We start from the raw sequence: 14,682 nt of genomic DNA, 5'->3' as shown, positions 1-14,682 counted from the left end.
CTTCGCGACAAAATCGCTCTCAAAATCCGGCGCGATCTCCGAAATGCCTATTTACGGACAAGCCCTGAATGAGCAATTAGACATGATAGAAGAGGGAGGCGAAAAGGGCAACCCGCCCGGCCGGGTTTGCCGCTCCCCGGCAAATAAAAAGAGGCGGCTCCGCTGGGGGCCGCCTCCTCGTATTTCAATAAAGACCTTACTTTGAGCTTTCTTCGAGATATTCGGAAATGAGCGCGGCGCACTCCCTGTCGACGCTCAAAAAATAGATGGCGATATTATAATCCCCGTCATCCTGTCTCTCGCTGCGGACGACGACGCCTTCGCATTCGAGCCGTCCCTTCCCGCCGCTGTCAAGTGGAAGCTCCATCGCCACCTTCAGCTTGCTCATCGCGGGAATTTCATGCGAAACGACGCAGCTTAGTCCGCGCGTGGAGATATTTACCGATCTGGCCGGCAAAAGCTCGCCGCCGAGACCCTTAATCCCGAATTCAAGCTCCCTGTCGTAACGGGGATCTCTTCGTCTGTCCATCTTTAACGGTCCTCCGGCGGGTGGCCTGCCCGCACTAGGTTACAGGAATTTTATAATCTTATAATCGGTGGTGCGCTGGGCGGCCCTGAACCCGGCGTCTTTTATAATGGCCGTAAGGCGCTTTATATCGAGGCGGAAGCGCACCCCCGCCGCCGCAACGACGTTTTCCTCAAGCATGGTCGAGCCCAGATCGTTCGCGCCGAAGCTGAGGGCGACCTGCGCGACCTTCTCTCCCTGGGTGACCCAGGAACCCTGAATGTTCGAGAAATTGTAAAGCACTATGCGCGAGAGGGCAAGGACTCGTAAATATCTCACCGCGCTCGCCGGTCCCTGACCGGTCTCCCGGCCGAGTTCGGTATGAGAGGGCTGGAAGGTCCAGGGTATGAAAGCCGTGAATCCTCCGGTCTTTTCCTGAATTTCGCGAAGCCTGAAGAGGTGGAGGACGATATCCTCGTCGCTTTCCGAGGAGCCGAACATCATCGTCGCCGTGGTTCCCATCCCCATCGTCTGGGCGGTCTCCATCACCCTCGCCCAGTCCTTCCAGCCGATCTTGTTGGGGCTAATCTTCTCCCGGACGCTGTCCACGAGGACCTCCGCGCCGCCGCCGGGTATCGATTCGAGTCCCGAGGCGCGAAGCCTTCTCAGGCACTCTTCGAGCGGTATTCCCGAAATCTTCGAGATGTGAAGTATCTCGGCGGGGGAAAGGCTGTGGATGCGGACGGCGGGGAAGCGCTCGCTTATAGCGCCAAAAAGCTCCTCGAACCACTCGATCGCGAGGTCGGGGTGGAGCCCGCCCTGCATGAGAATCTGGGTTCCCCCCTGCTCGACCAGTTCCTCTATCTTTTTGAAGATTTCGTCCCGCGCGAGCAGGTAACCCTCTTCGGAGCCGGGGGCGCGCCAGAAAGCGCAGAATTTGCACTGGCAGACGCAGACGTTCGAGTAGTTTATGTTCCGGTCCACCACGAAGGTGACGATCCCCTCGGGGTGCTTTTCCCTGCGCACCTCGTCGGCCATTTTCGCAAGCTTCAGAAAGGGCTCCTCGCGAAGCAGGCGGAGGGCTTCTTGCGAATCTATTATCTTCATCCCTCCCCCCTTGCTACCGGCCTGTAGAGGGAATCGCGCTCTACGGCGGTCTTCCCCGCCTCCTCGATGAGGGCCACCAGCCCCGGGCGGGTCATTCCCTCCCTGCTGGTCGCACCGGCGTCGTGGGCAATCTTCTCCTCCACCACGGTGCCGTCGAGGTCGTTGACCCCGAAGTAGAGGCTTATCTGCGCTATCTTTTCCCCCAGCATCACCCAGTAGGCCTTTACGTGGCGGAAGTTGTCCAGAAAAAGGCGGGCGACGGCGAGGGTCTTGAGGTCGTCGCAGCCGGTGGTCTGCGAACCGCTGGCGAGATCGCTCCCCCTGGGCTGGAAAGCGAGGGGAATGAAGACCTGAAAGTTGCCGGTGCGGTCCTGAAGCTCGCGGAGGAGCACCATGTGGCGCACCCTGTCCTCCAGCGATTCCACGTGGCCGTAAAGCATCGTCGCGTTGGTCATAAGACCGAGGTTGTGCGCGGTCTCCATGATTTCGAGCCAGCGCCTGCCGGAAATCTTCTCCGGGCAGATTCTTTTTCGCGTTTCTTCGGCCAGTATCTCCGCCCCTCCGCCGGGCATCGAGCCGAGCCCGGCTCCGATGAGCCTTCTGAGCACCGTTTCGGCGGACACGCCGGTGATTTTCGCGAAATGGTCGATCTCCACGGCGGTAAAACCCTTTACGTGGAGGCCCGGATGGCGCGTTTTTATTTCGCGGATAACGTCGAGATACCAGTCGAGCGGAAGGGTGGGATGGAGCCCGCCGACCATGTGAATCTCCGTGGCCCCCTCGCCCGCCGCCTCTCCGGCCTTTCGGAGAATCTCTTCGGCGGTCAGGAGGTAGGCCCCCTCCTCGCCCTCGCTACGGCTGAAGGCGCAGAAACGGCAGCGGTTGACGCAGAGGTTGGTCGGGTTTATGTGGCGGTTGACGTTGTAATAGACGGTCTCGCCGTTCTTTTTGGCGTTAACCTCTCCCGCAGCCTCGCCCAGAGAGAGAAGGTCGTCCGTCCGGAAGAGGGCAACCCCCTCCTCCTCGGTGAGCCGTCCGCCGTCCAGCGCTTTTTTCAGAATATCGCCGGTGTTCATTTCGCGCCTTTAAGAATCAGCACGTCCAGAAGAACCGAGACGAAGACGACGACGCTTATTACCCCGTTCATGTTGAAAAAAGCGGCGTCGAGCTTCGAGAGATCGTCCGGTTTCAGGAGGGAGTGCTCGTAGATGAAGAGAGCGGCGACGGCAAGAAGCCCCGCGCCGTAGATATATCCCAGCCCGAAGAGGGGAATCTGCCATATCAGGATTCCCATCATCAGAACGTGAAGGATTTTCGCCAGAAAGAGCGATCCCTGGACGCCGAGGCGGGCCGGGACGGATTTAAGCCCCTCCTTCATGTCGAAATCGAGGTCCTGGAGGGCGTAAAGGATGTCGAAGCCCGCCACCCAGACCACCACCGCCACCGCGAGCGGCACGATCTCGAAGTTCCACTCGCCGCGCACGGCTATCCAGGCCCCCAGCGGCGCTCCGGCGAGGCAGACGCCAAGGAAATAGTGGCAGAGCGCCGTGAAGCGCTTGGTGAAGGGGTAGAGAAAGACAGCGCCGAGGGCCACCGGCGAAAGCTTGAGGCAGAGAGGGTTCAGCTTCCAGGCGGCGATTTCCAGCAGCACTGCGCCGCCTAGGGCAAGGAGCCAGGCGTCCACCATCGAGACCTTGCCGCTGGGGATATGGCGCGAGGCGGTGCGCGGATTTTTCGCGTCGATCTCGCGGTCGGCTATGCGGTTCCACGCCATCGCCGTAGTCCTCGCCCCCGCCATCGCTACGACCACCCAGAAAAGGACACGGACCTCCGGCAGCCCCCGCGACGCCAGCACCAGAGCGGTGAGCGCGAAGGGCAGCGCGAAGATCGTGTGCGAAAACTTAATCATTTCGAGCAGTTCCCGAACCCTGCCCGCGACTCTGGAGGCCATTTTCTTTAACTTCGTCCCGCTGAAATTCGAGGTTGGTTTTACGGGTTAAAATGATACCCGGTCTGGGCAAGAAGAGCCAAGGAAAGAAGTAGGGGGATGTTTTGGGGTTTTGGAACGCCGTCATTCCCGCGAAAGGCGGAAAGCAAGGATAGTTGCGTAGGTCGCGCTTGAGGAACGAAAGCCGACAAATTTTCCTTCGTCATTCCCGCGAAAGCGGGAAACCAGTGACTTTTTTTGTGTGCTTCGCACTTTTACAATTTGCGGGGCTTAGCGCGCCCCGCACCCGCGCCCCACTTTTTGTCGAAAAAGTGGGACAAAACTCGGCCCGAGAGGTTCCGCTCGCTCTTCGAGCGACCGGTCGCTGCGGCGGGGGCGTGAGGGGGCACTCGTTCGCTGCGCTCACTAAGACCCCCCCGCCGCCCTTTCCGCCTCCGCTCCCTGCGTCACCTACGGGCCATGGGGGGAACGTAAAGAAGGCTCGTCCAAAAACGAAATAACGAAATGTTTTTGGACTCGAAGGCAGATTGTCTACACGTATTCTTTGATTTGGATAGTTGTAAAAAATTTACCTTCGAGAACAAAAGCTCAAAACGATTTCGCTTTTGTTCGAGCCTTCTTTTCGTCTCCTTCGGGGCCCGTACGCGGCGCAACGAGTAGAGGCGTCGGGCCGGCGCGGGGTCTTAACGGAGCGAAGCGAAGTGGGTGCCCGGCATCCCCGTCGGTCAAAGAGGCGCAAGCACAGAGGGCCGCGATTCGCCCGAGCCGCTAGAAGCGAAGAGCCAGAATAGCAAGGGCGATGAGCGACAACGCGGCTCGGGATGAAGCGTGGCACGAATGCAGCCTCCTTGACCGACGGGGATGCATTGCCCAGCCGGAACGAAGTGGTCGCGCTTTTTAAAGCGCGAGCGACGAGTCCGGGCTGAGTTTTGGGCCACCTTTTACTCACTTAAAAGGTGGCTAGGAGCGCGAGGCAAAGCCTCGCAAGTTGTAAATCGGCGGGCCGAGCCCGCCCTACAAAACAAATATAAAAATTGCTCACGATGGATATTTCCAGTAAAATCACACGAAAATTCAAGATGGTGGGCCGAGCCCACCTAGGCTACACGGTTTATAAGTTGCCAACAAAAAAGGTAAAAGAATGAAAACTCCTACACATATTGACTCTTTTTATGAGAAATATGGTTATAAGATTGCAGATACGGTTCCGGGTATAGGTATTTATGAATTTAATAGAGGTGTTTATTACGGTGTAGATATCGTTGTATTTGATAAAACCATAAACGTAGAAATATATGAAAACAAATATAAAAGTGCTGGATACGCCGTCAGAATTGTAGAGTATAACAGCAAAGAAGATATTGCCAAACTGTTATTCAACTCGTTTTTTACGCCCGGTATAATCCACGAGAGATTGCGAAATCAATATAATAACTATATCGATAAACGATCATTAACAATAGGAGGTAAATATGAATATATACCATGTTTGTATACAATAGACAACGTTAAGTTTGATGATAAAGGGATTATTAATAGGATTGCAAGTTTTCTTTTTGATAATGGTCCTCAGTTAGTTATAATAGAAGCTGCGGCTGGTTACGGCAAAACCTCTACTGCCTATGAAATTATGAATGATATGCTTTCAAATCAAACAATAGGCAATCCAATATTTGCCGAGTTAGCTCGCAATAGATCTGCGAGAATATTTAAATACGTTCTTTTAGATGAAATAGATTCTATGTATCCAACTTTGAACTCAGGCTTAGTAAAAACGCAGATACAGGAAGGACTTATTCCTGTAATTATAGATGGTTTTGATGAATTACTAAAAGTTAACATAGCCGAGGGACGGCAAGCTGATTTTGAAGATGCACAGTCGATGCTTGACACAATAGCCGAGATGCTAGTAGGGCAAGCAAAAATTATTCTAACAACACGAAGAACAGCTATTTTCACTGATGATGGTTTTGAGGCTTGGATTAACCGTTGCCAAGAATCATGTTCTTTTGGACTCCATATAATTGAATTAGAAGCACCTTCAACAAACGATTGGATCGGCCGGGAACGGTCTGAAATTCTTAAAAAAACTAATTTTCCTTTGGAATCTTTGTCCAACCCGGTACTGCTATCCTATATACGCAATATGCCAAAAGAAAAAGTGGAGGAAGAAGCGAAGGCACCTGATGGATTGGTTGAAAGCTATTTTTCATTTATGTTTGAACGAGAAAGAGAAAGGCAAGTATTGCCTTTAACTAGCAGTGAACAGAAAGAAGTTCTTACGGCTATAGCCAAAGGAATGGTGTTAAACAATTCATCGGCTTTAGATAGATCATTTTTTAAATTGCTTATCGAAGAGCACAACATTGTCATTACCTTACAGAATGCCATCGATCGTAGCGGACCTAGTGAAGTACAAAAACTTGATGAATTAATAGATAAGATAATAAATCATGCCTTTTTTGATAGAATAAGCACTGCCGACAGAAGGATAGGGTTTTTAAATCAATTTTTATTTGGTTATTTTATTGCACACGCAACCATTAATAGTGACGAAGAATTCTTATTAGAATTAGCGGTTACGCCATGGCTAGAACTTGGGCCAATGTCATTCTCAACAAAATCGTTTGAGCTAAGAAAGAGATTGCATGATAAGGTTATGCTTACCCTCGATACTTTACTGCCTGCCAAATTGAAGATTACGATTGATGACAAGTTAATAAAATTTTTAAGTAGTAAACTATACAACGATACGATAAATAGCCTTTCATTAGATCAATTCGACTTCTCAACTAATACTATAGAAACATGCACCTTCTTGGATACTGTTTTTACTAATTGTAAATTTGATTTTAAAAACTTTATAAATGTTAATTTTATATCCTGTTCATTTCATAATTGCTATTTTGAAAATGTCGAACTTCTTAGGCATGAGGATTTTATTGGTTGCAATGAAACTGGAACAAAGTTATTTGAGATACAATATACGGACAGATCTATCACTGAGCAGCATGACGAAACATATACAGATTTGGAAATAAAAGTTTTAGAGCAATTTTGGCGACCTGGTAGAGCTCAAGCAGAAATGAGAAAAAAGGTTAGAACTCTTTTTGCAGGATTTAGCTCAAAAGAAAAAAACAATCTTCCAGATGCAATTAAGAAACTTCAGAGAGAGAAGCTGATTAATATCGATCAGAATGATGCAAATTTAATTATAGAAAATATTGGTAAAATTGCAGAAATTTTGGGAAGGAATTAAACCATGGGACTTGAAAGAGTGAGAAAATCCCTAGAGAGTGATATGCAATTAAAGCTACAGCAAAGCGGCCTTTTTTACAGAATATTTAGTAGAGAAAAATCAAAGGAATCCGCAGAAAGAAAAATTGACAACAAAAACTATAAAATTACTGGAAAAAAAATAACAGACATTATCGGTTTACGTATAATGCTATATTTTGCAGATGATGTTGATGCAGTGAGGGGTTATTTAAAAAGAAAATTTTTTCAGGTTGAAGAAGTTTATGACAAACCAGAGAAAGATGTGTTTGGACCGGTTAGGCTAAACATTTTATTTAAAATACCTGAAGACTTAGAAAAAGAATTCAAAGCCATAATGAAATTAGAATTTTGCGAATATTCAGATATAATTGAAAGTTGTTTTGAAGTCCAAATACGCACCATTCTTTCCGAAGGCTGGCATGAGATAGAACATGATTTAAGATATAAACGCATTAATGATTGGGCAGGGCATGATGACATTAGTAGATTGTTAAACGGAGTATACGCTACACTAACAACAAGCGAATGGTCAATGATAGAAATGTTTAACAAGTTATCATACCTATATTATAAAGAAAAAAAGTGGGAATCAATGTTGTGGCATAAGTTTAGGCTAAGGTTTAATAGTAACAAATTATCAACCGAGCTTAGCGAATTGTTCGATAATGATAACGAATTTGCAAAAAAAGTCTATAGACTGGAGAGAGAAGAGGCGATTAAAGTATTTTTGGACCTTGGTGTTTCTTTACCCTTCAACATTAACAATTTTATATACATACTTAACGAAAAATTAAATTTATCAGATAGCCTATCTATACATGTTCCGGTTTTGATAAAAGAAAAGCTGAATTCTCCTTAAAGCCTCTGTTTCTACAGCATAACATTCCGATTCTATTAAGAGGTAACAGATCACACGCCTTCATCTTTATATGTTTTTACTGTACTTCCCCACTACACCCGCAAATTTGAGTCCGGTTTTTTCCCCGGCATCTGAACAGGCGCTCAACCCAGCCTTTTCCTCCTACCCCCTCGGCGCGTAGAGTATTACCGCGACTCCAACCAGGCAGATTCCCCTATTTCCCTATGAATATCTGCAATTTGAGCCCGAGTTTTTTTACCCGGTAGCTGAACTGGCGTTCGCTGAGGCCGAGTTCCTTGGCGGCACGGGCCTGTATCCAGTCGTTTCTTTCGAGGGCGCGGAGCATCTCGTCGCGTTCGAGCTCCTTTAGCGATTTTTGCGCGGGGGATCTGGGGGCTTCTTCTTCGGCGGGTTTCGGGGGGGCGGGCGCTTCGACGGCCACGGCGGAGGCGGGCAGAGGGAGGTCTTCCAGACCGATTACTTCGCCTTCGGCGAGGATTGCGATTCTCTCGACGAGGTTTTCAAGTTCGCGCACGTTTCCCGGCCATTTGTAGGAGATCAGCGCTTCGCGGGCCTCCGGGGTGAGTTGCAGCGGCTTGTTGTATTCCGTCGCGAACTTTTTCAAAAAGAGGTCGATGAGGGAGGGTATGTCGCCCCGGCGCTCGCGCAGGGCGGGGATGTGCAGGGGGATTACGTTGAGGCGGTAGTAAAGATCGCCCCGAAAAGCGCCTTCCTTTACGGCTTCGACGAGGTTTTTGTTGGTGGCGGTGATTATTCTCACGTCTACCTTGCGGGTCTGGTTCGAGCCGAGACGCTCGAACTCGCGCTCCTGCAAGAAGCGAAGGAGCTTGGTCTGCAGCACGAGGGGCAGTTCGCCTATCTCGTCCAGAAAGAGGGTTCCCCCGCAAGCCTCCTCTATCCTGCCGGGCTTTGTCTTGTCCGCGCCGGTGAAGGCCCCCTTTTCGTAGCCGAAAAGCTCCGATTCGAGGAGATTTTCCGGCAGGGCGGCGCAATTGAGCTTCACGAAGGGATACGAGGCCCGGTCGCTCATCTCGTGGATTATTCTGGCCACAAGCGTCTTTCCCGTGCCCGATTCGCCGAGAAGGAGCACGGAGGCCTTGCTATGCGCCACCTTCTTGATGATGCTTTGCACCTCCTGCATCGAGGGGCTGGAGCCGACGAGGAAGAAGTTGTGGTATTTCTCGGATATCTCCGCCCTGAGGGACTTGTTGGCGATGACCAGCCGCTCTTCGCGCTCCTCGACCTCCCTGTTCAGCCGTACTATCTGCGCGATAAGCGCCGAGACGACGGTGAGAAACTCGATGTCCTCCTCGAAGGAGACTTCGTTGCCGAAGAGCCTGTCCACGTTCAAAACGCCTATCGGAACCCCGCCGAGCAGAATCGGGACGCCGAGGAAGGATATGCGCTCGCGGTTTATCTCCCTCGCCCCGGTGCGGTTCAAAAAAAGCGGCTCCTGACGGATGTCGGGGATGATGTAGGGCTGCGCGGTGCGGAAGATGTGTCCCGTCACGCCCTCGTTAATCCTGTAGACGCCCCTCTGGCGCTCCTTTTCGGTGAGGCCGTGGGAGGCGACGATGGCAAGGACGTTTGACTCCTTCCGGCGAAGGGTTATCGTCGCCCGCTTCATCGAAAGCGATTCGGAAAGAACCCGGAGCATGTCGCTCAGGGTGCGGTCGAGATCGAGCGCCTGCCCGACCAGCTTGCTGAACCCGTATAAAACGCGCAGTTTTTTGGCGTTCAGATCCGATTTCATGGCTGCCTTTTTTCCGCCGGATAAAAGCCCAGCGCGAGATTTTGGATTTCAGCGGTTTCGAGAGAGGTTTTTTGCGCCTGCGATATAGTCTTCACCCGGAAAAGCAGCGACGCAAGCTCGTTTTCATTCAGCGCTATTCCGGACTCGAACAGCTTTGACCGAAGGCCCGCGCGCCCCGAATTTTTGCCGAAGACAATCTTCCGGCTCCGGCCGACGATCGAGGGGTCGAAGGGCTCGTAGGTCTCCGGGCAGCGAAGGACGCCCTGCACGTGCAGCCCCGACTGGTGGGTGAAGACCGCCTCCCCCGCCACCGGCTTCGAGGGGGAGATTTCGCGCCCGGAACTCCTCGAAACGACGCTGAAGAGCTCGGGAAAGAGGGTTTTCGCCAGCCCCGTATCTATCTTCTTCAGCTTTTCGAGCGCCATCACCACCTCTTCCAGCGCGGCGTTCCCCGCCCTTTCCCCCAGCCCCAGAACGGTAACGCTGAGGTGCGAGGCCCCTCCGTCGAAGGCGGCAAGGGCGTTGGCGGTGGCCAGCCCGAAATCGTTGTGTCCGTGAAATTCGACGGGGAGCTTAACTTCATCGAGACAACCAGCAACCAGACTTTTCACGCCTTCGGGCAAAAGAGCCCCCACGGTGTCGGAGAGGCGGATTCTGTCGGCCCCTGAGGAAGCCGAGACCCCGATAAAGCGCCGGAGATCTTCCCACTCGGCGCGGGAGGCGTCCTCGAACGCCGCGCAGACGGTAAGCCCCAGCCCTTTCGCTCGCGCCACCGATTCCCCTATTCTCCCGAGAGCCCACTCCACGTCCTTCCCTAGCCTCTCCCTGAGGTGAAGCCGGGAAGCGGGGATGCAGATTGAAACCGCCTTTACCCCGAGACAGGCGGAGGCGTCGATGTCCTCGTCCCGCGCCCTGCACCACGCAGAGACGGTTGCCTTGAGGCCGAGATTCGCCAGCCTCTTCACCGCCCCGGCCTCTTCAGCTCCGCCGACGGGGATGCCGGCCTCGATCTCGCTCACCCCCGCCGCGTCGAGAAGACGCGCTATCCGCACCTTTTCCTCCAGGGAAAAGGCGACTCCGGGAGCCTGCTCGCCGTCCCGAAGGGTGGTATCGCTGAAAAAAACCTTGCGTTCACCGGCCTTTGTCATCTTTCATCCTGATAAGTCGAAGGGACGACGTGATCGCTGCAAAACCTGGCGACCTTGCGTTTCCTGCAGATATCCCGGAAGGACCAGACCCGGCTGACCGTCCCCTTCCGTATGACCACGACCTCGTCGGCGAGACCCTGCAAATCGTCCGGGTCGTGAGTGACGAATATGCAGGGGACGGAAAAACGCTCTACGACCTCGCGCACCTGCTTTCTCACCCTGCGGCGAAGCTCCTGATCGAGGGCGCAGAAGGGTTCGTCGAGGAGCAGGAGAGAAGGATCCGGTGCAAGCGCTCTGGCAAGCGCCACCCGCTGCCTCTGCCCTCCCGAAAGCTCGCAGACGCTTCTGCCGGAGAGGGCTGAAAGCTCAAGAACTTCGAGCAGTTCCCTCACCCGCTCTCGCCCGGCGGAGTCGCACCGGCCGAAGATACCCCGGGAGACGCCGAAGGAGATGTTTTTTTCCACCGAAAGGTGGGGAAAGAGAGCGTAATCCTGAAACACGTAGCCGATCGAGCGGTTTTTCGGCAAAACGTCTATCTTCTGCTCCGAATCGAAGAGCACTTTGCCCTTCACGGAGATTTTTCCGGCGTCGGGGCGCGCCAGCCCGGCGATGGACTGGAGGGTCATCGTCTTTCCCGCGCCGGATTCGCCGAAGAGGGCGACCACGTTCGATCTGGCGCAAAAATCTATGGAGAGGTCGAACTCTCCTACCCGTTTCTTAATGTCGATTGCGATATCCACGAAATTCCTCAGGGGACCTTGAAACCGTGAGAGGAAAAGACCGCGGCCCCTTCCTTCGAGGTTAAAAATTTTATGAAACTTTCTAAACCGCCGCTGTTTTTTGAAGAACTGACCGCACCGGCGACGTAAAGCACCTCTTTAGCGCTCTTGACGGGAATAATCCTGTAGCCCGCGTCGAGCTTCTTAGCGTCGGAGAGGTAAATGAAAGCCGCGTCCGCCTCTCCGCTCTTGAGGTACTGCACCGCATGCTCGGCGGAAGAGGCCAGAACCGTCTTCCCGGAAATCCCCTCCCATATCCCGGTTCCAGCAAGGGAGTCGCGCGCGTAGCGCCCGAGGGGGACGTACTCCGGGTTTCCGGTGGTGATTCTCTTGACTTCGCTTTTGGTCAAATCTTCAGCCGAGCTCACCGAATCCCCGAGAGAGGAATTAACGGCCAGAACGAGGCTGTTTTTCGCGACCGTCACCGGGCTGCCGGAGACGAGACCCGCTTTTACAGCCTTTTCCCAGGTTTCCACATCGGCGAAGATGACGCCGTCCATCGCGCCGCCCTCAAGGAGCTGGCGGTAGAGCGCGCCCGAAGCCCCGAAATTGAAGCTGATTTTCACCTCCGGGTTTGCCTTCTCGAATAATCCTGCCTCTTCCTTAAGCACGGTGGAGAGGCTCGCCGCCGCGCCTACCCTCACCTCTTGCAACTTTGCCGCCGAAGAGGGAAGGGCAGTTCCAAAGAGGGTGAAAGCTGTTAGTAAAAGCACCGCGGACTTCATTTTCCCCATCTCAGTGGGTCTCCTTCGTTTCGAGCTGATCTACCAGCAGCAGCATCGCCATTCCCACGGCGGCGATAAGGGCGCTGAGGCCCAGCGCCTCCATATCCCGCCCGCCCTGCACCGCCTCGTAGATGGCCAGCGGCAGGGTCTGGGTGAGCCCCGGTATGTTTCCCGCGACCATGAGGGTCGCGCCGAATTCGCCCATCGCCCGCGCCGTACCGAGGACGGCTCCGGCAACGATTCCCCGCCGCGCCAGCGGAAAGGAAACGCGCCAGAAAAGCTCGGCCTCGCTGACGCCGAGGGTGCGGGCCACGTCCTCCAGCCGGGGATTCACCTTGTCGAAGGCGGTGCGGGCGGAGCGGTAGAGAATCGGAAAGGAGACTACCGAAGCCGCGATGACTGCCGCCCAGACGGTGAAGACAAGCGACGACCCGGTAAGCTGAAAGATAATCTTTCCTGCGGGCCCCCTTCTCCCCAGCGACCACAGGAGCGCGAAACCGACGACGGTGGGCGGCAGGACCATCGGCACCGACAGGAGAGCGTCCACGAAGCGGCGCCCCTTGCTTTTCCACCTGCTGACGCGATAGGCCAGAGGGGTTGCGACCAGCAGGGTCAGAAAGACCGCCGCCGCCGCCACGAATACCGTCCTCCAGACCGCGTCCAGCATTTAAAAAATCTCCGGCTGTTTCAAAATACGAACGTACCCACACCCATCACTATTTCAAGAGTCGTGCCCAATAGCCGCAACCCATTGTTTTATCAGCCATTGCGCGCGAAACGGCCCGGAAAGTTAATTTCACTTTTTAGTAGATTTGGTGGCTTCTTACGTCATTTTTGTATTTTTTGAATTGTCGAAACACACAATTGTAGCAATGGCGGGCGCTTCGTTCCCGGCCCGCAGGAAAGAGAAAGAGCTTACTTATGGGTGGTTTTAATCAAGCGGGAGGTATCGTAACCGTTGGCGGTGAGCTTTTTGATTATGTCCTTGTAGGCCCTCTCCGGCAGAGTCTTTTCCCTGGCCAGAATCCAGAGTTTTTCCCTACCCGGCTCCGAAATGACGGCGTACTTGTAATCCCTGTCAAGGACCACGATCCAGTAGTCGCCGGTCAGCGGCCAGAGGAAGGTGACCTTGAGCTTGGCGTTGGTTGCCGGGTCTTCCACGACCGCGCTTCCCGTAAGGCTCTTCTCCTCCCCGTGCACGTCGCACAGATTGCTAACCTCCACGGTGCCGTCGGGGTTGACGGTGTAAGAGGCGCGGGAATTTATGCACCCCTCCTGATAGGGATTGGGAAAGCGGGCTATTTCGTACCAGAGGCCGGAAAACCTCTTCAGATCTACGTACTTTACGACCTCGGGCGGGTTCTCCGGCGGAGCGTTGAAGATAGAGGGTATCGGAAGAAACGCCAGGGCGGCGCCGGAAATAACCAGAATGACAAACGCTACGAAAATTGACCTGCGGAGGTTTTTCAAACACGCAACCTTTCGGGAACGATGTTATGCCGCATATTTTACCCAAATCATCCGCAAAGTCACTCCATTAACCCGCAGAAAAATTTCGGGCCCTGCCTTCCACCGCTCTCAAGCGCCCGGCGCGCAACCCTTCGGTCCGCCTTTTTTCAAAACTGAAATGCCTCTCCTAAAGGCCAAAGGGCCAGAGATAAAGGCAAAGCTCCCGGTGACCGATTCACACACCTTTGATTAAAACCAAGTCGCGGGTTTTTTTTGCATTTGGATACATTCTACTTTTGCATCTTTACATTCAGAATGCCGATGCTATGGTCTACGCATAAGAATTATACTTTTTAATTATAATATATTATATTTAAATATTAATTATTTAAAATAAAAGACTAAACCTTATAACAATACGGTCGGCAGACTATTTAATTGTTTTTTTGCCAAGCTGCATTCTCCCATTTACTTGCGTCCGCTTCGGAAACAAAACTGCTTCTCACCTCAAAAATCACGAAAGGAGTAAACATGGCTAACATTTCAAACGTAAGCCTTGCCGTAGTTACAGGAACTGGCGGGGCAAGCCGTCAGGTCACCGTCTCCTACACCATTTATTTCACCTCGTGCGAGGTAACCGCCAAAAGCGCTTTTGTCGAAAAAGTCATTCTTCGCGCCAGCGATGTACCTGAGGGGGGCGCGGATTCCGACCTTGCCACCCTTAAAAATGCTTGCGTGCGCGCAGACACCGCCTCTGTCTCCAGGACAGTGACAGTTTCGGTAAGCAGGTCGACGCTGGACGAAGACAAGGATATTTTGGTCCTCCCCTTTGTAAGGGCAAATGCGGATGAGATTTACGCGCACGTTTCTTTGACCCCGTTCGTCACGAGAGGCGCAACCGGAAACTCGAACACTGTTACGGGTCAGTTCGGCTTACTGGGAAGGGACTGATCTCCATACAGCGCGGACGCTTACTGCAACGGCCTCTCTGGAGGCCGTTTTTTTTATATCGTAAGCCTGCGGGGGGTATGCGCCCTTCGCGGCGCAGGCAAAAAAAATCAGCCGCTGCGAAGTAAAATTTGTTTTATTCGTGTTGCGGGAGGGCTTCG

13 protein-coding genes are annotated in these 14,682 nt (G+C 52.9%); 3 read left to right on the top strand and 10 right to left on the bottom strand.

Annotated elements, in window-relative coordinates; translation table 11 throughout:
- Window positions 1-196: 196 nt before the first annotated feature.
- From EPN96_09475 to EPN96_09460, 4 genes are read right to left on the bottom strand one after another with little or no spacing between them, the layout of a single operon-like run.
- Window positions 197-529 carry a PilZ domain-containing protein gene (locus tag EPN96_09475; protein TAL16353.1) on the bottom strand — a complete coding sequence of 111 codons (333 nt, stop codon included), beginning with the start codon at window positions 527-529 and terminating at the stop codon, window positions 197-199.
- 39 nt (window positions 530-568) lie between these two features.
- Window positions 569-1,612, bottom strand: a complete 1,044-nt coding sequence (mqnC, locus tag EPN96_09470; GenBank protein TAL16352.1) for a dehypoxanthine futalosine cyclase — start codon at window positions 1,610-1,612, stop codon at window positions 569-571.
- The gene (gene mqnE / locus EPN96_09465) at window positions 1,609-2,688 is read right to left on the bottom strand and encodes an aminofutalosine synthase MqnE (GenBank protein TAL16351.1); all 1,080 of its coding nucleotides are present in this window, start codon (window positions 2,686-2,688) and stop codon (window positions 1,609-1,611) included. Before mqnE ends, mqnC begins: the two co-directional genes overlap by 4 nt.
- The gene (locus EPN96_09460) at window positions 2,685-3,563 is read right to left on the bottom strand and encodes a 4-hydroxybenzoate octaprenyltransferase (protein ID TAL16350.1); all 879 of its coding nucleotides are present in this window, start codon (window positions 3,561-3,563) and stop codon (window positions 2,685-2,687) included. Before EPN96_09460 ends, mqnE begins: the two co-directional genes overlap by 4 nt.
- A 1,138-nt stretch (window positions 3,564-4,701) precedes the next feature.
- Here EPN96_09460 and EPN96_09455 point away from each other — a divergent pair.
- Both EPN96_09455 and EPN96_09450 read left to right on the top strand, forming a co-directional pair.
- Window positions 4,702-6,819, top strand: a complete 2,118-nt coding sequence (locus tag EPN96_09455; GenBank protein ID TAL16349.1) for a hypothetical protein — start codon at window positions 4,702-4,704, stop codon at window positions 6,817-6,819.
- A 3-nt stretch (window positions 6,820-6,822) separates the two neighbouring features.
- Window positions 6,823-7,698 carry a hypothetical protein gene (locus tag EPN96_09450; GenBank protein ID TAL16348.1) on the top strand — a complete coding sequence of 292 codons (876 nt, stop codon included), beginning with the start codon at window positions 6,823-6,825 and terminating at the stop codon, window positions 7,696-7,698.
- 214 nt (window positions 7,699-7,912) lie between these two features.
- On the opposite strand, the gene nifA is transcribed toward EPN96_09450, so the two are convergent.
- From nifA to EPN96_09420, 6 genes are all read right to left on the bottom strand, one after another.
- On the bottom strand, window positions 7,913-9,472 hold the full coding sequence (gene nifA / locus EPN96_09445) for a nif-specific transcriptional activator NifA (protein ID TAL16347.1): 1,560 nt from the start codon (window positions 9,470-9,472) through the stop codon (window positions 7,913-7,915).
- Window positions 9,469-10,620 (bottom strand): hypothetical protein, encoded by a 1,152-nt coding sequence (locus tag EPN96_09440; protein ID TAL16346.1) that lies wholly within the window; start codon window positions 10,618-10,620, stop codon window positions 9,469-9,471. Before EPN96_09440 ends, nifA begins: the two co-directional genes overlap by 4 nt.
- Window positions 10,617-11,372, bottom strand: a complete 756-nt coding sequence (locus tag EPN96_09435) for an ATP-binding cassette domain-containing protein (GenBank protein TAL16345.1) — start codon at window positions 11,370-11,372, stop codon at window positions 10,617-10,619. Before EPN96_09435 ends, EPN96_09440 begins: the two co-directional genes overlap by 4 nt.
- Complete coding sequence (modA, locus tag EPN96_09430; GenBank protein TAL16344.1) at window positions 11,369-12,133, bottom strand: molybdate ABC transporter substrate-binding protein; 765 nt, start codon at window positions 12,131-12,133, stop codon at window positions 11,369-11,371. Before modA ends, EPN96_09435 begins: the two co-directional genes overlap by 4 nt.
- Window position 12,134: 1 nt before the next feature.
- Window positions 12,135-12,791: a molybdate ABC transporter permease subunit gene (modB, locus tag EPN96_09425; protein TAL16343.1), complete on the bottom strand. Its 657-nt coding sequence runs from the start codon at window positions 12,789-12,791 to the stop codon at window positions 12,135-12,137.
- Window positions 12,792-13,039: 248 nt separating this feature from the next.
- Window positions 13,040-13,594: a hypothetical protein gene (locus EPN96_09420; protein ID TAL16342.1), complete on the bottom strand. Its 555-nt coding sequence runs from the start codon at window positions 13,592-13,594 to the stop codon at window positions 13,040-13,042.
- A gap of 510 nt (window positions 13,595-14,104) precedes the next feature.
- On the opposite strand from EPN96_09420, the gene EPN96_09415 reads away from it, so the two are divergent.
- Complete coding sequence (locus tag EPN96_09415; protein TAL16341.1) at window positions 14,105-14,524, top strand: hypothetical protein; 420 nt, start codon at window positions 14,105-14,107, stop codon at window positions 14,522-14,524.
- The last annotated feature ends 158 nt before the right edge of the window (window positions 14,525-14,682 follow it).

It is taken from the genome of bacterium (genome assembly GCA_004322275.1).
GTDB lineage: Bacteria > Desulfobacterota > Deferrisomatia > Deferrisomatales > BM512 > SCTA01.
Note: the sequence above shows the minus strand (reverse complement) of the source record. Positions and strands in the feature narration are given on the sequence as shown.